Raw genomic sequence first — 18,525 nt, forward strand, 5'->3', positions numbered from 1 at the left:
TTGGTGGTTCGATTTTTTTCAATATTCTATCATGTAACGCGTACCGTTAATACGCCTTGTATGCAGGTGGTTTATAGAAAGGAAATAATATGTATGAACTGATTGACCCAGAATTCGTTACCAGTCAGAAAATAACAAATATTTTCAGAAATGCCTATATTGATATTAAGGCAACAGAAAATACTCCCGATTCGAATCTATTTGAATGGCGCATAGTTTTAAGCCCAGATGCTGATACTTTGAGGGTTACACTTAATACCAAAAACCAACGATTGAGTATATGGGCCGGCACTATTTTAGGCGACTATAATGAATTTAAGACTAATGAACTCTTTATTTTGAATCTTATAAATAAAATGAACGAAGGTTTTTTGTTCCGATGCCACATTGATGGTCTAGAAGATTTAGATAAGTACGTTTTTTTAGCTAACATTGGCTATAGCTATGATAAAGGTTTTAATCCTGCTCAGTTTATTGAAGAATGTCGTTTCTTTAACCGTGGTTGGCCTCTACTCTTGGAACATTTAACTACTAAATTTAAAGAAGAAGGTATTTGGTAATGATTAATACACTAGACGCCATTGATGAGGTTTTGAAAAACTCCAACCCGGACGAGTGGCAAAGAAGTGAGGATTCAGGGCTGTTTGTTTATCATTTTGATGTCAATTTAAGGATTGAGCGCGATTCGAATTTCGAAGATTTTTATGAGGATTGGCTTCCTTCTACCCCGTTTGATAATATATCGGGTAAAAAACCGGTTTATAAAGTCAAATATATTGTTAAATATAATCAAACGGAAATAGCTCATAAATTTCTGATACTAATTGATGGAGTATATGTACTTATACCGATACCAAAAAAATCCAATAATTTAGGAGGTAGTTTATTTGTTACTTCTGATGATGTAAATTTTGCAAAAATTGTAACAATATGCCCTCCAACGGTATCGCAAGAAATATCTCCAGTCAATGAATATATAAACAGATGTGGTTTTGATATTATTTGAATTTGTAAGTTAATTAATAGGTCGTCTGAATGAATTTTTTCAGACGACCTTTCTTATTGTACTAATCAAGCAGCGGTTACTTTACCTTCATGACGCAACAAAGTAATCAAATCGCTGATACGTTTTTTCATGGAACGGCGATCGACGATTTGGTCGATTGCGCCCTTCTCTAACAAGAATTCTGCACGTTGAAAACCTTCCGGCAAGGTTTCGCGTACAGTCTGCTCGATAACGCGCGGACCGGCAAAACCGATCAGCGCATTCGGTTCTGCTAAAACCACATCACCCAAGAAGGCAAAGCTGGCAGACACGCCGCCCATGGTCGGGTCGGTCAATACGGAAATAAACGGCAGACGTTTTTCAGTCAGCAAATGCAAAGCCGCGCTGGTCTTCGTCATCTGCATCAAAGAGTTGACCCCTTCCTGCATACGCGCACCACCGGAAGCCGCCACGCAAATAAACGAACAATTATCTGCAACGGCACGACGTACACCCTGAACGAAACGCTCGCCCACGACCGAGCCCATAGAGCCGCCGATAAAACGGAATTCAAACGCAGCCACAACGACAGGCAGGCCATTCATGGTGCCTTTCATAACAACCAATGCATCGTCTTCGCCGGTTGCTTTACGCGCAGCCGCGAGGCGATCCGGATATTTTTTGCTGTCTTTAAATTTCAGCGGGTCTGTTGGCTTAATATTGGCTGCAATCTCTTCACGACCTTCTTCATCCAAAAGCAGGTCCAAACGTTCGCGCGCAGAAAGCGGATTGTGATGATTACATTTCGGGCAGACTTCGCTGTTTTGTTTCAACTCGGTTGAGTAAACCGTTGCCGAACAAGACGGACATTTGTGCCACAGGCCTTCAGGGACGCTGGACGAACTGCTTCGGTTTTTAATTTTCGGAGGAAGAATTTTATCTAGCCAGCTCATGAATGACTCCTTGGAATTCAGAATTCAGACGGCCTGTTGAATGTAAGGCCGTCTGAAATAATGGAATAAAAAATTTAGCGAATCGCGTCTTTCAACTCTTTAACCAACACGCCTACCGCCTCAGCCTCGCTACCTGCGTGGCTTTCAATCTCTTTGACGATACGGCTGCCGACAATAACGGCATCCGCTACCGCGCCAATCTTACGCGCACTCTCCGCATTATTAATGCCGAAGCCGACACCGATCGGAATATCAATATATTTGCGCAAAAGCTCTATTTTACGCGAAACTTCTTCAGTATCCAAACTTGCCGCACCGGTTACACCTTTGAGCGATACATAATACACAAAGCCACCGGCTACTTTGGCAATCGTTTGAATACGCTCTTCAGTTGTTGTCGGCGCAATAAGGAAAATACAATCAATACCTTGCGCTTTCAACGACTCATGCAAAGGAGCAATGGTTTCTACCGGAGAATCCACGGTCAACACGCCATCTACGCCTGCTTCGGCAGCCACTTGCGCAAATGCCTGATAGCCCATTTTATGTACTGGGTTCAAATAGCCCATCAAGACAACCGGCGTTTTATCATTGGTTTGGCGGAACAAGCGTACTGTTTCCAATACGTCGCGCAAAGAAACATGATTTGCCAACGCCCTTTCAGCCGCACGTTGAATAGTCGGGCCATCTGCCATCGGGTCAGAAAACGGCACACCCAGTTCCAAAATATCAGCACCATTAGCCACCAGGCTATGCATCAATGCCAAGGTTGTCTCAAGGCTGGGATCACCCACCGTAATATAAGGAATCAGTGCTTTTGCGCCATTGAGCGCTGAGAAAGTTTGTTGGATTCTGCTCATTTTCTGCTATCCATTTCATCGATTTGAATATTGTCCGGCAGCCTGTTTATTCTGCCGTTACATTTGTTTTAAAAACCTCAGTTTGCCATGAAAAGGCGGCATCTATCCGCATTATCTAATGACTGTTTCTTCCCAATCGGCAAACAAGAGGCTAAGTATAACATTTACGGCTATTTCATAGAATCATTTGCAATCAAGATTCTGATATTTTGAAAGCAATATAAAACAATAAAGGCCGTCTGAAAATCATTCAAACAGCCTTTATTAGAATCAATTATGCAAATCTTTGTATGCCTTCGCACTTTTGATCAGAATTTCCTTATTGATTATAGCTCGACATGGTGATTTTGTTGTTCAGGACCCAGATGACGCTCCAAATCAGACAAAACCTGCATCAGACCATAACGGACTTCTTCTGCATTGGCGGCAGGATTGCCGTTTACATCCAAAGCGCCACGGCTGAACGTATCGATATATGGTTCAAACGTATCTTTCAGTTTCAACAACTTAATTACATCTGAGCGCGTATATCGATCGCCACCGTATCCAATTACAACATTATTCTCATGTTGCCATTGGGCAAACTGAGCCGGACTGATTTGCACCAATTGGCACATCTCATCCAACGTAAAATAACGCTTGGCAGGAATAACCGGATTATTGTTGTTTGTCATAGTAATGCTCCACCATGCCTTTGAGTTTTTGACTGGCATGGAAAGTTACCACACGGCGTGCGGTAATCGGCACTTCTTCGCCTGTTTTAGGGTTACGGCCTGGGCGTTGAGGTTTATCGCGCAATTGGAAATTACCGAAACCGGAAATTTTAATTTCTTCACCACGCGCCAAAGTGCTACGGATTTCTTCAAAAAAGAGCTCGACGATTTCTTTGGCATCATTCTTGGTGACGTTGCTGACTTTGTCGACCAAAATATCAGCCAATTCTGCTTTAGTTAGTGTCATGTGTTTACCTTCATTCAAACTGGTGCAATTATTACCAAAATTCTTTTAAAAATCAAGTCCTCACCAAAAAATCAAATATTATTGGCGATTTTTAGCGACAACTTTTATCTTATGTTAAGCGCGAAGCTGTGCATCTTTTTCGGCTGCCGCTTTAATCATTTTCGCAACCAAAGGCTCGATGACTTCATCTGTCAGCGTGTTTTCCATATCTTGCAAAATGATTTTGACGGCAACGCTCTTCATGCCTTCAGGCACGCCCGTACCGCGGTAAACGTCAAACACTCTGATTTCTTGAACCAGCTTGTTCGCCGCCGCTTTCAGGGCATTTAACAAATCATCATGCGTCACAGCTTCAGGCATTACAAATGCCAAATCTCGGCGTGCAGGTTGGAATTTGGATACGGACTGATAACGGGTTTTCTCACGACCCAATACCGCATCCATATCGATTTCAAATACCAGCGGCGCTTGCGGCAAATCATATTTTTGCAGCCATTTCGGATGCAACTCGCCAACAAAACCAACTACTCGGCCGTCTGAAACAATATTGGCGGCGCGTCCAGGATGCAATGCCGGATGTTCGGTCTTAACAAAGGATACTTCTTTGTTTTTCAAAAGGCTCTCAACATCGGCTTTCATATCGTAGAAATCCACGTTGCGTGTTTTTTCTCCCCATTGCTCAGGCAGCACGGAGCCATACCACAAACCGCCGATACGTTCGTTTTGAACAAATTGATCAGCCGAATCTTTGCTGAACACGCGGGCAATTTCAAATACGCGTACACGGTTTTGCTTACGGTTCAAATTGTTTTGCAAAACTTCCACCAAACCGCCGATAAGCGTAGAACGCATAACGGCATACTGCGCCGCCAACGGATTTTGCAGACGGATAGGATTGGTATTGGCAGCAAAGTCTTTCTCCCATTGCTCATCCACAAACGCATAGCTGACCACTTCGCGGTAACCGCGAGCCGCCATTTCGTTATAAACTGCAAAGCGCGGGCGTTTGGTTTCAGGCAATGCCAACATTTTCAGACGGCCTGAAGTATAGTCGTCAGGAATATTTTCATAACCGTAAACGCGGCCAATTTCTTCAATCAAATCGGCTTCGATTTCGATATCGAAACGGAAGCTAGGAGAAGTAACACGGAAGCCTTCTGCGGTTTTCTCAGGCTGCAAACCCAAGTGTTGCAAGATAATTTCGACTTGCTCGGCAGGAATTTCAACGCCCAATACCGTTTTCAGACGGCCTAAACGCAATTCAACCTGTTTTGCCTCAGGCAATTTTCCTTGTGCCTCAACCATTTCACCAGCTGCACCACCGCAAATCTGCAACACCAATTCGGTAGCACGCTCAATGGCATCAGCTTGCAAGCGGTAATCCACGCCACGCTCAAAACGGAAAGAAGAATCCGAGCCAAAACCGTATTGACGGGATTTACCGGCAATACTCTCCGGAGTAAACCAAGCCGCTTCCAGCACGATATTTTGCGTGTCGTCTGAAACCGCGCTTGCCTCGCCGCCCATCAAGCCGGCCAAGCTCAACGCACCTTTTTCATCAGCGACCACCAGTGTATTGTCAGCCAAAGTAACCGTCTTCTCATTCAGGCACGCCAAAGTCTCGCCATTTTGAGCACGGCGGACAATCAAATTGCCTGACAGCTTATCCGCATCGAAAACATGCATAGGCTGACCGATTTCCAGCATGACATAGTTGCCGATGTCCACTAATGCGGAAATGCTGCGGATACCGCTGCGTTCCAAACGTTGTTTCATCCAATCCGGAGTAGCCGCTTTCGCATTAACATTTTCAATAACGCGGCTGACAAAACGACCGCAGTCAGCCGGTGCATCAATACGGACAGCCTGTTTTTTCTCACTGCCGATAGAGGCCGTCTGAATTTCAACAGGCGTAAACGCACATTGAGTCAACGCAGAAACCTCACGCGCAATGCCCTTAACACTCAAGCAATCAGCACGGTTAGGCGTAATTTTCAACGTAAACAGCGTATCGTCCAAATCCAAGTATTCGCGGATATTGGTACCGACAGGCGCATCTTCAGGCAGAATGTGCAGACCGTCTACACCATCATCAGGCAAACCCAGTTCATTGGTCGAACACAGCATACCGTTTGATGGCACACCACGCATTTTAGTCGGCTTAATTTTAAAGTTACCCGGTAAAACGGCACCCGGCAACGAACACGGCACTTTAATACCCGGCTTGACATTCGGCGCACCACAAACAATCTGCACCAACTCGCCCGTACCCGCATCAACTTGGGTAACGTTCAAACGGTCTGCATCAGGATGTTTTTCAACGGATTTTACTTCGGCAACAACCACACCGCTGAAAGCAGGGGCGGCAGTATCGATTTCTTCCACTTCCAAACCGGCCATGGTCAAAAGATGTTCCAGTTTATCGGCAGAAAGATCAGGATTGGCTTGGGTTTTCAGCCATGAATAAGGAAATTGCATATTATTTTCTCTACTATCAGGCCGTCTGAAACAAATTTTTATCAGACGAAATCAGTAATATCTATTCACTTTTCAGACGGCCTATCAAAGACCATCTGAAATTTATTTAAACTGCTTCAAGAAGTTCAAATCGTTATCAAAGAACAAGCGCAAATCATTGACGTTGTAGCGCAACATGGCAAAGCGGTCGAGGCCAATACCAAAAGCGAAACCGGTATATTTTTCAGGGTCGATATTGACGTTTTTCAACACGTTAGGATGTACCATACCGCAACCGCCTACTTCCAACCATTTGCCGTTTTCACCCATGATGTCGATTTCGGCAGAAGGCTCGGTAAATGGAAAGAAAGACGGACGGAAACGCACTTGCAGGTCATCGCGCTCAAAGAAGCGACGGATAAAGTCAGTAAACACAGCTTTCAAGTCGGCAAAAGTCACATCCTCTTCTACCCACAAACCTTCGGCCTGATGGAACATAGGCGAGTGAGTGGCATCACTGTCCACGCGGTAAACGCGGCCGGGAGCAATAATACGGATAGGCGGCTCTTTTTTGTCGAGCATATAGCGGATTTGAATAGGCGAAGTGTGTGTGCGCAAAACGTCGCCGTTTTCAACGTAGAACGTATCTTGCATCGCACGCGCTGGGTGATTTGCAGGAATATTCAAGGCTTGGAAATTATGGAAATCGTCTTCGATTTCAGGGCCGTCCGCTACTTCAAAACCCATACCGTGAAACAGCTCAACCACGCGTTGCAAAGTCAAAGTAACTGGATGCAAACCGCCATGTTCTTGCGCACGGCCCGGCAAAGTAATATCTAAGGCTTCTGCAGCCAATTGGGCTTGCAGCTTAGCTTCATTTAGGGCATCGCGTTTGGCATTAAAGGCCATCTGAAACTGATTTTTGCATTCGTTGATGTGCGCGCCTATGGTTTTACGCTCTTCAGGAGACATTTGACCTAAAGTTTTCAAAAGTCCGGTCAATTCGCCGGTTTTACCAAGATAGCGTGCTTTAATTTGTTCTAAGGCATTGAAGTCTTGCGCGGCTTCAATAGCGGCAATACCTTCTGCAACGATACGGTTTACATTTTCCATGGTGGTTTATCGTCTGTTTGTTGATGGCAGGCCGCCTGAAACAACAAAGCCGTCTGTTGGATTTGATTGCAAACCCGTTCAGACGGCCTTTTGTCTTATTGCGGCCAATCCGTTTGATAAGAGTGGCCTATTTTATCGCAAATCAGTATAAAAAAATAGAGTTTAAAGAAAGAAAATCAACTACATAGAGTTTCTTTTAGAAAAGAAAAAAGGAAGCATAAGCTTCCTTTTTAAATAATCTTATCGAATTAAGCAGCCAAAGCAGCTTTAGCTTTTTCAACCAATTGTGCAAATGCAGCTTTGTCGAATACAGCCAAATCAGCCAATACTTTGCGGTCGATTTCGATAGCAGCGCGTTTCAGGCCGTTCATGAATTTGCTGTAAGACAGACCATTTTCACGAGCTCCTGCGTTGATACGAACGATCCACAGTTGACGGAATTGACGTTTGCGTTGGCGACGGTCACGGTATGCGTATTGACCGGCTTTCATTACCGCTTGTTTGGCAACACGGTAAACGTTTTTACGACGACCGCGGTAGCCTTTGGCTAACGCGAAGACTTTTTGGTGACGAGCACGAGCGGTAACACCGCGTTTTACGCGTGGCATATTCTAAACTCCTTAAGCGTAGGGCAACATTTTAGCAACAGAAGCCAAATCACGTGAATCCACCATAGCGGTGCCGCGCAATTGACGTTTAGTTTTAGTGGTTTTTTTGGTCAGGATGTGACTTTTGAACGCATGACCGCGTTTTACACCACCGTTACCCAGTACTTTAAAGCGTTTTTTCGCGCTAGACTTGGTTTTCATTTTAGGCATTGGAAAACTCCATTCGTTATTAGATAAGGTATAAGGGGGTTTTGAAATAAATTTCAAACACTTGGAACCCAAAATACCACGGTTTTTGCCGCTAATTAAACCTTATTCCGAGCGGCAATCGAAATAAGCCTTGTATTATAGCTTTATTTTTTCTTAGGCGCAATCATCATTACCATTTGTCGGCCTTCCATTTTAGGGAAGGACTCGATTTGTGCCACCTCAGCCAACTCTTCTTTTACGCGTTCAAGTAGTTGGGCGCCCAATTGTTGGTGGGCCATCTCACGACCGCGGAAACGCAATGTCACTTTGACTTTGTCACCATCGGCAAGGAAACGGTTAATGTTGCGCATCTTGATTTGATAGTCGCCTTCATCAGTACCCGGACGGAATTTAATTTCCTTGATCTGTACCTGCTTTTGGTTTTTCTTGGCTTCGTCGCGCTTCTTGGCTTGTTGGTATTTATATTTACCGTAATCCATCAGTTTGCATACGGGTGGTTTGGCAGTTGGGGAAATTTCTACCAAATCGACATCTTGCTCTTCGGCCATAGCCAGAGCTTCACGAACTGAAACGACACCAAGCTGATCGCCTGACTCACTGATTAATCGCACTTCTTTAACGGTAATTTCACCATTGATTCGTGCTTCGCGTTCTTGAGCGATGATGATACTCCTTATAAATAATAGTAAAATATCTCAACCTAGTTGAGTACTGTTAATTTTAACTAAAACATCAAATTATGTTAATTATCAATATGCTTTCTATAAAAACCCTCAAGCATATCTTCAATTTCAAAACAACTATATCCTCGATCACCTAGTATGTTAAGTGCTTGTTCGGCGCTACTTTTATCATCACCAGCTAAAGAGCTGAAGAAGTCAGCAATAACTTTATCATTGCTAACAAAATATACCTTATTATCTCTATTTTTTACTTGATCAAACACTTCGTCAGCATATTCCTCTAAATCTCGTGACTTTACATTGTTTCTCTGTAGATATACCGTTACTGCTAAAACTTTTGCTAAATCGTCTTGATTATTTCCGACAAGTAGTTCAATTATAAAATCACGAAGTTCACTGTTTTCATTATTAGAATAACGCTCTATATAGGTTTCTATTTCGTGCAGTAGAAAGTTCCTGTTTGGATAATTTAAGATTTGTTTTATTGTAGCCTTATCATATCCCCGAGTATTTAAGATAGAGATTATTTCTTTTATATCATTATGATTTTGTGAATTTGCCAGTTCAGTAATTAATTCAGAGTCAGTGAATGACTTATAATTCTTACTATTCAAAAAGCTATCAACTGCACCATATAAGGCAGCACCAGCTAAATCAGATAGAAAACCCATCTTAACATTCCTTACATAAATATAGTCAATTACTTAGCGCCTCTTTAATTTCAATTTGCAATTGTGCAATGAAATCATCGATATTCAAAGAACCCAAGTCTTCTGCTTTGCGGCGTACCGCAACTTTGTTTTCTTGTTTCTCTTTATCGCCGACAACGATTTGATAAGGGAAACGGTATTGGCTGTTGTCGCGGATTTTGTAACCGATTTTTTCGTTACGCAAATCCAATTCGACACGGAAGCCCGCTGCCTGCAATTTGGCAGCCACCTCGCGACAATAATCTGCTTGGTTCTCGGTGATATTCATAATCACCATTTGAACCGGCGCAAGCCACAATGGGAACGAGCCTGCATGGTTTTCAATCAGAATACCGATGAAGCGCTCCAATGAGCCCAAAATAGCACGGTGCAACATTACAGGACGCGCACGGTCGTTGTTTTCAGTTACATATTCTGCATTCAAACGCTCCGGCAATACGAAGTCCAACTGCAGGGTACCGCACTGCCAAGAGCGACCCAAGGCATCTTTGACATGGTACTCAATCTTAGGACCATAGAATGCACCTTCGCCAGGCAATTCTTCCCACTCTACGCTGCAAGCGGTCAATGCATCACGCAGGCCTTGTTCGGCTTTATCCCAAACTTCGTCAGAACCTGCACGTTGTTCAGGGCGGAGGGACAACTTCACAGCAACATCATGGAAGCCGAATTGTTTGTAAATGCGAACCAGCAATTCATTGAATGCACGTGCTTCATCAACGATTTGATCTTCGGTACAGAAGATATGCGCATCATCTTGCACAAAACCGCGAACACGCATCAGACCATGCAATGCACCGCTTAGTTCATTGCGGTGGCAAGAACCGAACTCAGCCAAACGCATTGGTAAATCGCGATATGAGCGCAAGCCGTTATTGAAAATTTGCACATGACCCGGACAGTTCATCGGTTTAACCGCGTATTCGCGTTTTTCGGAACTGGTCACGAACATATTGTCTTTATAGTTTTCCCAGTGGCCGGATTTTTCCCAGAAGGTTTTATCCATAATCTGAGGTGTTTTCACCTCTTTATAACCAGCAGCATTCAGCTCTTTACGCATATGCTGCTCAATCACTTGCCACAAAGCCCAGCCTTTAGGATGCCAGAACACCATGCCCGGTGCTTCATCTTGCAGGTGGAATAAATCCAATTGTTTACCCAGCTTACGGTGGTCGCGTTTTTCTGCTTCCTCGATGCGTTGGATATAGGCTTTCAATTCGTCTTTACTTGCCCAAGCCGTACCGTAAATACGTTGCAACATTTCATTATTGCTGTCGCCGCGCCAGTATGCGCCTGCTAGTTTGGTCAGCTTAAAGTTTTTCAAGAAACGAGTATTGGGAACGTGAGGACCGCGGCACATATCGACGTATTCTTGATGATGATACATACCCATTGCTTCCACTTCAGGCATGTCTTCAATCAGACGCAATTTGTACTCTTCGCCGCGATCTTGGAAAATTTTGATGGTTTCTGCACGAGGCGTCATCACTTTAATGACGTCATAGTCTTGTGCAATCAACTCTTTCATGCGCGCTTCGATGGCGGCTACATCATCAGGCGTAAATGGTTTTTCAGTTGCGATATCGTAATAGAACCCGTCTTCAATGACCGGGCCGATAACCATTTTGGCATCTGGGTAGAGCTGCTTGACCGCATGACCGACCAAGTGCGCGCAGGAGTGGCGGATAATTTCCACACCTTCTTTGTCTTTAGGCGTAATGATTTGAACGTGGGCATCTTCGGTAATCGGATCGCAAGCATCCACCAATTTACCATTAACCTTGCCCGCTACCGTTGCCTTTGCCAAACCTGCACCGATAGACGCTGCAATTTGCGCCACGGTAACGGGTGATTCATATTGGCGGACCGAACCGTCCGGCAAGGTAATGTTCAACATCAGAAAGCTCCAAAACATTAAAAAATAACGGCATAAAGCCGTTATGGAAATTTGGTAGGCACAATTGGACTCGAACCAACGACCCCCACCATGTCAAGGTGGTGCTCTAACCAACTGAGCTATGTGCCTTCATCTAAGTCGCTTATTGTAACGAAGCGTGTTCCCTTTTGCAAGCATCTGTAAATACTTTTCAGACGGCCTGAATATTTTTGTTTGATTTATACCTCATTTTTTATTTCCTCTATCATTCAGGCCGTCTGAAGCATTGTTTTGACTGAGATAAAATCCCGCCGTCAACCAACGAAAAATCCTTTATAATCTGCCCTTTCATTTCGCACACACGCGAACGTCCAATCTATTATTACTATGCTCAAATTTACCTTACACAAAAAAGACGGTCATGCCCGACGCGGCACTTTGGAACTGAACCACGGCAAAATCGAAACGCCGGTATTTATGCCTGTCGGCACATATGGTTCGGTCAAAGCAATGAGCCCGCAAAACCTGCATGACATCAAAGCGCAAATCATCTTAGGCAACACTTACCATCTGTGGCTGCGCCCAGGTTTGGAAGTCATCGAACAATTCGGCGGCCTGCACGAATTTATCGGCTGGGATAAGCCGATTTTGACCGACTCGGGCGGTTTTCAAGTGTTTTCGTTATCTGATATGCGTAAGCTGACCGAAGAAGGCTGTACATTCCAAAGCCCGATCAACGGAGACAAACTGTTCCTCTCGCCAGAAGTGTCGATGAAAATCCAAACCGTATTGAATTCCGACATCGTAATGCAGTTGGACGAGTGCACCCCTGGCGAAGCAACGCACAGCCAAGCGCAAAAATCGCTGCAAATGAGCCTGCGCTGGGCGGAACGAAGCAAAAAGGCTTTTGAAGACCTGAAAAACCCGAATGCGCTGTTTGGCATTGTACAAGGCGCGATGTATGAAGATTTGCGCGAAGAATCGCTGAAAGGTTTGGAAGAGCTCGACTTCCCCGGCTTGGCCATCGGCGGCTTGTCCGTTGGCGAACCCAAGCCCGAAATGTACCGCATGTTGCGCGCTGTCGGCCCTATCCTGCCGGAACACAAACCACATTACTTGATGGGCGTCGGCACGCCTGAAGATTTGGTGTACGGCGTGGCACACGGCGTGGACATGTTCGACTGCGTTATGCCCACCCGCAATGCGCGTAACGGCTGGCTGTTTACCCGTTTTGGCGATTTGAAAATCAAAAACGCCAAACACAAGCTCGACAAACGTCCGATTGACGAAAGTTGCACCTGCTACGCCTGTCAGAATTTCAGCCGCTCCTACCTGCACCATCTGCACCGAGTCGGCGAAATCTTGGGCGCACAGCTCAACACCATCCACAACCTGCACTTCTACCAAGTCATCATGGCAGAAATGCGCGAAGCCATCGAGCAAGGCAAATTTGCCGATTGGCAGGCGCAATTCCATGAAAACCGCGCCCGCGGTGTGGATTAATCCTTTTAAAGGCCGTCTGAAATCAGATTTTAATTCAAACTGCTTTTCAGACGGCCTCAATATTCTTAATTAATAAAGCACAATCATGTCCCGTTTCCATACCGAACCGCCCTTAGCCTACACCGCACAAAACCGTACCGCCGTCCTGCTGCTCAACCTCGGCACGCCTGACGCACCCACTGCTGCCGCAGTCAAGCCTTACTTGAAAGAATTTCTGTCCGATCAACGCGTTGTCGAACTGCCCAAGCTCTTATGGCAACCGATATTGCGCGGCTTGGTATTGACTTTTCGCCCGAAAAAAAGCGCGCATGCCTATGAAAAAGTTTGGTTTAAAGAAGGTTCGCCGCTTGAGGTTTACACACACCGCCAAGCAGAAGCCCTGGCCAAACATTTACCCGATGTCATCGTCCGTCATGCCATGACTTACGGCAATCCAAGCGTTGCCGATGTTTTGGCGGAACTCAAAGCCCAAGGTGTGGGCAAATTGCTGGTCATCCCGCTCTATCCGCAATATGCCGGTTCTTCTACCGGGGCGGCTTTGGACAAAGTGTTTCAAGAGTTATTGCTGCAACGCAACCAAATGAGCGTCCGCACCGTCTCCCGTTATTACGACGATGCCGCCTATATTCAAGCCATGAAGCAGCATATTGAAGCCTATTGGGCTCAAAACGGACGCAGCGAAAAACTGATGTTGAGTTTCCACGGTATTCCGCAAAAGCATCACGACGACGGCGACCCCTATCCTGACGAGTGCCACCATACTGCCAAGCTGTTGGCGCAGGCATTGGGCTTGTCCGAACAAGAATACATCGTTTCTTTCCAAAGCCAGTTTGGCAAATCCCAATGGGTCAAGCCCAGCACACAAGCCCTGTTTGATCAGCTTCCGAAACAAGGCACAACCAAACTCGATGTATTCTGCCCCGGCTTCCTGGCCGACTGCCTCGAAACCATGGAAGAAATCGCCATTATGGGACGCGAACAATTCCACGCCGCCGGCGGCAAAGAATACCGTTACATCCCCTGCCTCAACGATTCCGCCAACTGGATTGCCGCACTTGCACAATTAAGTCGGGCCAATCTGCAAGGCTGGATTTGACCTAAACCAAAGGCCGTCTGAAAAATCTACTTTCAGACGGCCTTTAGCGTTATCATCAAGCCATTAAAACGCAAACCAAGCGTGTGGCCATCAAAAACACCACTCAAAAAGGAACACATCATGACTGCACTCCGCCCTATCCTGCTCCTTCTGACCGCACTCAGCCTCCCAACTGCTTTTGCCGCTGATGCCTCACTGATAAGCAAAGGACAAAAAATTTACGAAACCAACTGCGCCGCCTGCCACGGTAAAAAAGGCGAAGGCCGGGGTGCCATGTTCCCGCCTTTATTCCAGTCCGACTATATCAATAAAAAACCGCAAGCCCTGTTGCAAAGCATGACCAAAGGCATCAACGGCCCGATTAAAGTAAACGGCAAATCCTACAACGGCTTCATGCCTGCTACCGCCATCAACGATGCCGATGTCGCCGCCGTTGCCACTTACATCATGAACGCCTTTAATAATGGCGGCGGTACGATTACTGAAGCAGATGTCAAAAAATCTCACGGGAAAAAATAAAACGTCTCTCCCCTAAAGGCCGTCTGAACATTTCAGACGGCCTTTTCGATACGGAACACATTTTTGTTTCCATATTTATGGTTACGCAACATCAACAAACATACGCAAAAAACCGTCAAACCAAAAAAAGCATATGCGTTTTGTGTTAAAGTAAACATTATTTATCGGCTGTTTTGCGTCCAGGCCGTCTGAAAGGTTTTATGTTATGAACTTTTTCCGCAAGACTGTTTTATTTCTAGTCGTCCTCTCCATATTTGCCACCTGCGGCTCCTTTATTTCCCAATACGTTTTGGGCATGAACCCGTGCGTATTGTGCATCCTGCAACGCTTGTGCGTATTGGCTGTCGGGCTGTTGGCCATTGTTACGGCATTCAGTTCTCAATCTTCCAAATTTGCCCGCTCGCTCTCGGCATTGTTGATTGCCGCTCCGGCCGTTTACGGCGCAGGTGTCGCCGCCTATCAAATTTGGCTGCAAAGCCTGCCGCCCGGCACCGCCCCTTCTTGCGGCGCACCTTGGACCTTCCGCCTGCGCGACTGGCCTTTGTTCGATTGGTTTGAACCCATCGTCCGCGGCTTTGGCAACTGCGCCGAGCCGGACTATCTATTCGGCGTCGCCCTGCCGGTGTGGAGTATTTTGTATTTCAGCTTTGTCGTATTGCTGCTGCTTTGGGCTTGGTTGAAAACCAGAAAAATCTAATTGGTTTCGATATAAAAAGGCCGTCTGAAATTTCAGACGGCCTTTTGTTCTTTAAACTGTTTAGTCCAGATTCAACACGGCAGAAGTGTAAACGTCTTGTACGTCGTCCAAATCTTCCAATGCGTCAATCAGTTTTTGCATCTTAACCGCATCTTCGCCGCTCAACTCGGTTTCGTTTTGGGCGCGCATGGTAACGTCACCGTCAACAGATTTATAACCTGCCGCCTCCAAAGCCGATTTCACACCGGCCCAGTCGTTCGGCGCGGTAACCACTTCGATGGAACCGTCGTCGTTGGTGATGACGTCTTCCGCACCGGCTTCCAAAGCTGCTTCCATCAGCGCATCCTCGTCAACGCCCGGTTCAAACACCAAATAGCCTTGATGAACGAAGTTGAACGCTACGCAGCCGTCGGTACCCAAGTTACCGCCGTTTTTAGTGAACGCGTGACGCACATCGGCAACGGTACGGGTTTTGTTGTCGGTCAGACAGTCCACCATCAAAGCCGCGCCGCCGATGCCGTAGCCTTCGTAACGCAACTCGATGTATTCCACACCTTCCAGATTGCCCGTACCTTTATCGATGGCACGTTGCACGTTGTCTTTAGGCATATTGTTTTCAGCGGCTTTTTCCAAAGCCAGGCGCAGGCGCGGGTTCGCGCCGGGGTCACCGCCGCCCATGCGGGCAGCAACGGTAATTTCTTTAATCAGACGGGTGAAGATTTTGCCGCGTTTGGCATCTTGTCGGGCTTTTTTGTGTTGGATATTTGCCCACTTACTATGGCCTGCCATATTGATTCCTTTCGTTTTTTCACGCGTTGAGGCGGAATTTGCTTCATTTGTAAGGCGTGCATTTTATCATAAGTTGCCTTTAGCCAAAATATTCAGACGGCCCGAATATTTGCAAAAAAAAGGCCGTCTGAAAACAAAGAAACCTTTTTTAAATAAAGAAGCACATTTGCGGCAAACCTTTGTCAGTTTTTCGTTTTAATTCACGAAGGTTTACGGTATGATGACAAAATCGGTTAAAATTGTTAACAACTTAACCGGTATCGAATGGCAAAACGGCCTGCTCGCCGATGTTGCCAACCATGAAAAATGAGAGGGGGTAGTTACCCGTATCATTTTATTTTTATTGTTTTTATTAAAGGTTTTATTATGGAAGAAATATTGTCTGCTCTGGTGGGTGCAGTCAATCAGATTCTTTGGGACTACCTGCTGATTTATGCCTTAATCGGTATCGGCCTGTTTTTTACCCTGTACTTGGGCGCGCCGCAAATAACCAAATTGGGGACGGGTTTCAAATCCGTTTTCGGCGGCTTGTTCAGCAAAAAAGACAAAGACCACGAAGGCAAATCCCTGTCTCAATTTCAAGCGCTTGCCGTGGCGATTTCCGCGCAAATCGGTACCGGTAACGTTGCCGGCGTCGCTACTGCGATTACCGCCGGTGGCCCGGGTGCCATTTTTTGGATGTGGTTGTCTGCCATTTTGGGCATGTCTACCATTTTTGCAGAAGCCGTTTTGGCGCAAAAATACCGCGTGGTCAGCCACGGCAAATACATCGGCGGCCCTGCGTTTTACATTACGCACGGCCTGACTCCGAAAATCGGCCGTGGCGCGGCGCGTTTCCTGTCCGGCTTTTTCTCTATTGCCTTGATTATCGCGCTGGGTTTCATCGGTAACGCGACCCAATCCAACTCTATCGCTTCGGCCATGAATTTGGCTTTCGATATTCCTCCGATAGCTGTCGGTATTGCTTTGGCGGTATTCGCCGGCCTGATTATCATCGGCGGCATCAACCGCATTGCCGGTATCGCGCAATTTGTCGTGCCGTTTATGGCGGTGATTTACATCTTGTGTGCCGTGATTATTTTGTTCAAATTCTCCGACCACATCATCCCGATGTTCCACAATATTTTTGTCGCCGCCTTCAATCCTGAAGCGGTATTGGGCGGTGCGGCCGGTATCGGTATGCGCGAGGCAGTCCGCTTCGGTGTGGCACGCGGCCTGTTTTCCAATGAAGCCGGTATGGGTTCGACCCCGCACGCTCATGCAACCGCTAACGTCAAACACCCTGTGCAACAAGGTATGGCCGCGTTTATCGGTATCTTTATCGATACGCTGATGGTCTGCACGGCAACCGCGCTGATTATCCTGCTGACCGACGCCAACTTGTCCGGCGAAACCGGCGCTGCGGTTACCCAACTGGCTTTTAACAAGGCCTTCCCGGGTTTCGGTTCGCAACTGCTCGCCATCTGTCTGACCTTCTTCGCCTTTACCACCATCATCGGCTGGTACTACTTCGGCGAATCCAATATCCGCTTCCTGTTCCGCGGCAAACACTTGGGTATCTACCGCGCACTGGTTTTGGTGGCCATCGTATTGGGTACCTTGGGTAAAGTGGATTTGGTTTGGAGTATGTCCGATATGTTCAACGGCTTTATGGTCTTGCCGAACTTAATCGCCCTCTTCCTGCTGCGTAAGGAAATCCGTGCGGTTTACGACGATTATTTGGCGCAAACCAAAGCCGGCAAAGAGTTGACCTACAACTATGAATTCCACGAATTCCACGACAAAAACCCAGGTTAACGACAAACAAAAACCTCTCAGTCAAACTGAGAGGTTTTTTATTTCAGGCCGTCTGAATCTACAACACATAAAAATAAATGCTGATAAATTGCGTCAAACTGCCTGCCAAGACAAACAAGTGCCAGATACCGTGGCCGTGGCGGATTTTCGTATCGTTGATAAACCAATAAATCCCCACGCTATACAATATGCCGCCCAACACCAGCCAAAACAACCCGCCGGCCGAAAGCGACTGTATCAGCGGCCACACCGCCACCACAATCAACCAGCCCATCAACACATAAATCACCATCGACAGCAGCCGCTTCTCGCTTTTGCGCCCAATCGTCAGCTCCTGAACAATGCCCAGCAAAGCCAGTCCCCACGACACGCCGAAAAGCGACCAGCCCCAGCCGCCGTGAAGGGTAATCAGCGTAAACGGCGTATAGCTGCCTGCAATCAAAAGATAAATCATACAATGATCGACCTTTTGCAAAATCGCCTTGGCCTTCGGCTGCGGAATACTGTGGTATAAGGTTGAACCCAAATACAGGAGCAGCAGGCAGACTCCGTAAGTCAGTGCACCGGCAATCCGATAGCCGTCCGCCGATTCCACCGCTTTCACCAGCATCAGCACCAAGGCCGCCACTGCCAACAAGAAACCGGCCAAATGGCTGTACGCATTAAATCTCTCGCCGTGATACATAAACCATTCTCATTTATAAAAGAC

The 18,525-nt window shown here is 46.3% G+C and carries 20 protein-coding genes and 1 tRNA gene; 7 read left to right on the plus strand and 14 right to left on the minus strand.

Going from position 1 to position 18,525, the window contains the following annotated elements:
* The first annotated feature begins 89 nt into the window (after positions 1–89).
* Positions 90–560: a hypothetical protein gene (locus tag ACTHSX_RS01055; RefSeq protein ID WP_107810835.1), complete on the plus strand. Its 471-nt coding sequence runs from the start codon at positions 90–92 to the stop codon at positions 558–560.
* Complete coding sequence (locus ACTHSX_RS01060) at positions 560–1,006, plus strand: hypothetical protein (RefSeq protein WP_107810836.1); 447 nt, start codon at positions 560–562, stop codon at positions 1,004–1,006. The genes ACTHSX_RS01055 and ACTHSX_RS01060 overlap by 1 nt, the downstream gene beginning before the upstream one ends.
* 65 nt (positions 1,007–1,071) lie before the next feature.
* Here the strand turns inward: ACTHSX_RS01060 and accD are convergent, their stop codons facing one another.
* The 12 genes from accD to ACTHSX_RS01120 all read right to left on the minus strand — a co-directional run bounded on the left by accD (position 1,072) and on the right by ACTHSX_RS01120 (position 11,565).
* Positions 1,072–1,938, minus strand: a complete 867-nt coding sequence (accD, locus tag ACTHSX_RS01065; protein ID WP_440376560.1) for an acetyl-CoA carboxylase, carboxyltransferase subunit beta — start codon at positions 1,936–1,938, stop codon at positions 1,072–1,074.
* Positions 1,939–2,012: 74 nt separating this feature from the next.
* Positions 2,013–2,798: a tryptophan synthase subunit alpha gene (trpA, locus tag ACTHSX_RS01070; protein WP_070607841.1), complete on the minus strand. Its 786-nt coding sequence runs from the start codon at positions 2,796–2,798 to the stop codon at positions 2,013–2,015.
* Between the two features lie 326 nt (positions 2,799–3,124).
* Positions 3,125–3,472 carry a hypothetical protein gene (locus ACTHSX_RS01075; RefSeq protein WP_440376559.1) on the minus strand — a complete coding sequence of 116 codons (348 nt, stop codon included), beginning with the start codon at positions 3,470–3,472 and terminating at the stop codon, positions 3,125–3,127.
* Positions 3,456–3,758 (minus strand): integration host factor subunit alpha, encoded by a 303-nt coding sequence (locus ACTHSX_RS01080; protein WP_003680933.1) that lies wholly within the window; start codon positions 3,756–3,758, stop codon positions 3,456–3,458. The genes ACTHSX_RS01075 and ACTHSX_RS01080 overlap by 17 nt, the downstream gene beginning before the upstream one ends.
* A gap of 114 nt (positions 3,759–3,872) precedes the next feature.
* On the minus strand, positions 3,873–6,236 hold the full coding sequence (pheT, locus tag ACTHSX_RS01085; RefSeq protein ID WP_440376558.1) for a phenylalanine--tRNA ligase subunit beta: 2,364 nt from the start codon (positions 6,234–6,236) through the stop codon (positions 3,873–3,875).
* A gap of 102 nt (positions 6,237–6,338) precedes the next feature.
* A complete protein-coding gene (gene pheS / locus ACTHSX_RS01090) occupies positions 6,339–7,328 on the minus strand; it encodes a phenylalanine--tRNA ligase subunit alpha (protein ID WP_314596870.1) in 990 nt (329 codons plus the stop codon).
* Between the two features lie 248 nt (positions 7,329–7,576).
* Positions 7,577–7,936, minus strand: coding sequence for a 50S ribosomal protein L20 (gene rplT, locus ACTHSX_RS01095; protein WP_003675502.1), 360 nt, complete (start codon positions 7,934–7,936; stop codon positions 7,577–7,579).
* A 12-nt stretch (positions 7,937–7,948) separates the two neighbouring features.
* Positions 7,949–8,146, minus strand: a complete 198-nt coding sequence (gene rpmI / locus ACTHSX_RS01100; RefSeq protein ID WP_003675505.1) for a 50S ribosomal protein L35 — start codon at positions 8,144–8,146, stop codon at positions 7,949–7,951.
* A 143-nt stretch (positions 8,147–8,289) separates the two neighbouring features.
* Entirely contained in the window at positions 8,290–8,811 is a 522-nt protein-coding gene (gene infC, locus ACTHSX_RS01105) for a translation initiation factor IF-3 (protein ID WP_308881586.1), read from the minus strand.
* Between the two features lie 77 nt (positions 8,812–8,888).
* Positions 8,889–9,500 carry a hypothetical protein gene (locus ACTHSX_RS01110; protein WP_440376557.1) on the minus strand — a complete coding sequence of 204 codons (612 nt, stop codon included), beginning with the start codon at positions 9,498–9,500 and terminating at the stop codon, positions 8,889–8,891.
* Between the two features lie 25 nt (positions 9,501–9,525).
* Positions 9,526–11,436 (minus strand): threonine--tRNA ligase, encoded by a 1,911-nt coding sequence (thrS, locus tag ACTHSX_RS01115; protein WP_440376556.1) that lies wholly within the window; start codon positions 11,434–11,436, stop codon positions 9,526–9,528.
* Between the two features lie 52 nt (positions 11,437–11,488).
* Positions 11,489–11,565 (minus strand) — tRNA-Val (locus ACTHSX_RS01120).
* 237 nt (positions 11,566–11,802) lie between these two features.
* Here ACTHSX_RS01120 and tgt point away from each other — a divergent pair.
* The 4 genes from tgt (at position 11,803) to ACTHSX_RS01140 (ending at position 15,230) form a co-directional block, all read left to right on the plus strand.
* Positions 11,803–12,918, plus strand: coding sequence for a tRNA guanosine(34) transglycosylase Tgt (gene tgt / locus ACTHSX_RS01125; RefSeq protein ID WP_440376555.1), 1,116 nt, complete (start codon positions 11,803–11,805; stop codon positions 12,916–12,918).
* A gap of 85 nt (positions 12,919–13,003) precedes the next feature.
* On the plus strand, positions 13,004–14,014 hold the full coding sequence (hemH, locus tag ACTHSX_RS01130; protein WP_440376554.1) for a ferrochelatase: 1,011 nt from the start codon (positions 13,004–13,006) through the stop codon (positions 14,012–14,014).
* A 120-nt stretch (positions 14,015–14,134) separates the two neighbouring features.
* Positions 14,135–14,533, plus strand: a complete 399-nt coding sequence (locus ACTHSX_RS01135; RefSeq protein WP_049351158.1) for a c-type cytochrome — start codon at positions 14,135–14,137, stop codon at positions 14,531–14,533.
* 205 nt (positions 14,534–14,738) lie between these two features.
* A complete protein-coding gene (locus tag ACTHSX_RS01140; protein WP_440376553.1) occupies positions 14,739–15,230 on the plus strand; it encodes a disulfide bond formation protein B in 492 nt (163 codons plus the stop codon).
* Positions 15,231–15,290: 60 nt separating this feature from the next.
* Here the strand turns inward: ACTHSX_RS01140 and ACTHSX_RS01145 are convergent, their stop codons facing one another.
* Positions 15,291–16,019, minus strand: a complete 729-nt coding sequence (locus ACTHSX_RS01145) for a YebC/PmpR family DNA-binding transcriptional regulator (RefSeq protein WP_300481257.1) — start codon at positions 16,017–16,019, stop codon at positions 15,291–15,293.
* A gap of 366 nt (positions 16,020–16,385) precedes the next feature.
* Between ACTHSX_RS01145 and ACTHSX_RS01150 the strand changes: the two genes are divergently transcribed.
* On the plus strand, positions 16,386–17,816 hold the full coding sequence (locus tag ACTHSX_RS01150) for an alanine/glycine:cation symporter family protein (protein ID WP_440376552.1): 1,431 nt from the start codon (positions 16,386–16,388) through the stop codon (positions 17,814–17,816).
* A 58-nt stretch (positions 17,817–17,874) separates the two neighbouring features.
* Here the strand turns inward: ACTHSX_RS01150 and trhA are convergent, their stop codons facing one another.
* Complete coding sequence (trhA, locus tag ACTHSX_RS01155) at positions 17,875–18,501, minus strand: PAQR family membrane homeostasis protein TrhA (RefSeq protein WP_440376551.1); 627 nt, start codon at positions 18,499–18,501, stop codon at positions 17,875–17,877.
* Positions 18,502–18,525 lie beyond the last annotated feature (24 nt).

The sequence above is a fragment of the Neisseria sp. P0014.S002 genome, from assembly GCF_051958295.1.
GTDB classification, from domain to species: domain Bacteria; phylum Pseudomonadota; class Gammaproteobacteria; order Burkholderiales; family Neisseriaceae; genus Neisseria; species Neisseria flavescens_B.

Bases quoted from the DNA above. Each gene is read 5' to 3' on its own strand.
- trhA (WP_440376551.1), bottom strand. From the start codon at position 18,501: ATGTATCACGGCGAGAGATTTAATGCGTACAGCCATTTGGCCGGTTTC.
- ACTHSX_RS01110 (WP_440376557.1), bottom strand. From the start codon at position 9,500: ATGGGTTTTCTATCTGATTTAGCTGGTGCTGCCTTATATGGTGCAGTT.
- tgt (WP_440376555.1), top strand. From the start codon at position 11,803: ATGCTCAAATTTACCTTACACAAAAAAGACGGTCATGCCCGACGCGGC.
- ACTHSX_RS01060 (WP_107810836.1), top strand. From the start codon at position 560: ATGATTAATACACTAGACGCCATTGATGAGGTTTTGAAAAACTCCAAC.
- ACTHSX_RS01145 (WP_300481257.1), bottom strand. From the start codon at position 16,019: ATGGCAGGCCATAGTAAGTGGGCAAATATCCAACACAAAAAAGCCCGA.
- ACTHSX_RS01055 (WP_107810835.1), top strand. From the start codon at position 90: ATGTATGAACTGATTGACCCAGAATTCGTTACCAGTCAGAAAATAACA.
- trpA (WP_070607841.1), bottom strand. From the start codon at position 2,798: ATGAGCAGAATCCAACAAACTTTCTCAGCGCTCAATGGCGCAAAAGCA.
- pheT (WP_440376558.1), bottom strand. From the start codon at position 6,236: ATGCAATTTCCTTATTCATGGCTGAAAACCCAAGCCAATCCTGATCTT.
- ACTHSX_RS01080 (WP_003680933.1), bottom strand. From the start codon at position 3,758: ATGACACTAACTAAAGCAGAATTGGCTGATATTTTGGTCGACAAAGTC.
- ACTHSX_RS01135 (WP_049351158.1), top strand. From the start codon at position 14,135: ATGACTGCACTCCGCCCTATCCTGCTCCTTCTGACCGCACTCAGCCTC.
- ACTHSX_RS01075 (WP_440376559.1), bottom strand. From the start codon at position 3,472: ATGACAAACAACAATAATCCGGTTATTCCTGCCAAGCGTTATTTTACG.
- hemH (WP_440376554.1), top strand. From the start codon at position 13,004: ATGTCCCGTTTCCATACCGAACCGCCCTTAGCCTACACCGCACAAAAC.
- ACTHSX_RS01140 (WP_440376553.1), top strand. From the start codon at position 14,739: ATGAACTTTTTCCGCAAGACTGTTTTATTTCTAGTCGTCCTCTCCATA.
- pheS (WP_314596870.1), bottom strand. From the start codon at position 7,328: ATGGAAAATGTAAACCGTATCGTTGCAGAAGGTATTGCCGCTATTGAA.
- rplT (WP_003675502.1), bottom strand. From the start codon at position 7,936: ATGCCACGCGTAAAACGCGGTGTTACCGCTCGTGCTCGTCACCAAAAA.
- accD (WP_440376560.1), bottom strand. From the start codon at position 1,938: ATGAGCTGGCTAGATAAAATTCTTCCTCCGAAAATTAAAAACCGAAGC.
- ACTHSX_RS01150 (WP_440376552.1), top strand. From the start codon at position 16,386: ATGGAAGAAATATTGTCTGCTCTGGTGGGTGCAGTCAATCAGATTCTT.
- thrS (WP_440376556.1), bottom strand. From the start codon at position 11,436: ATGTTGAACATTACCTTGCCGGACGGTTCGGTCCGCCAATATGAATCA.
- rpmI (WP_003675505.1), bottom strand. From the start codon at position 8,146: ATGCCTAAAATGAAAACCAAGTCTAGCGCGAAAAAACGCTTTAAAGTA.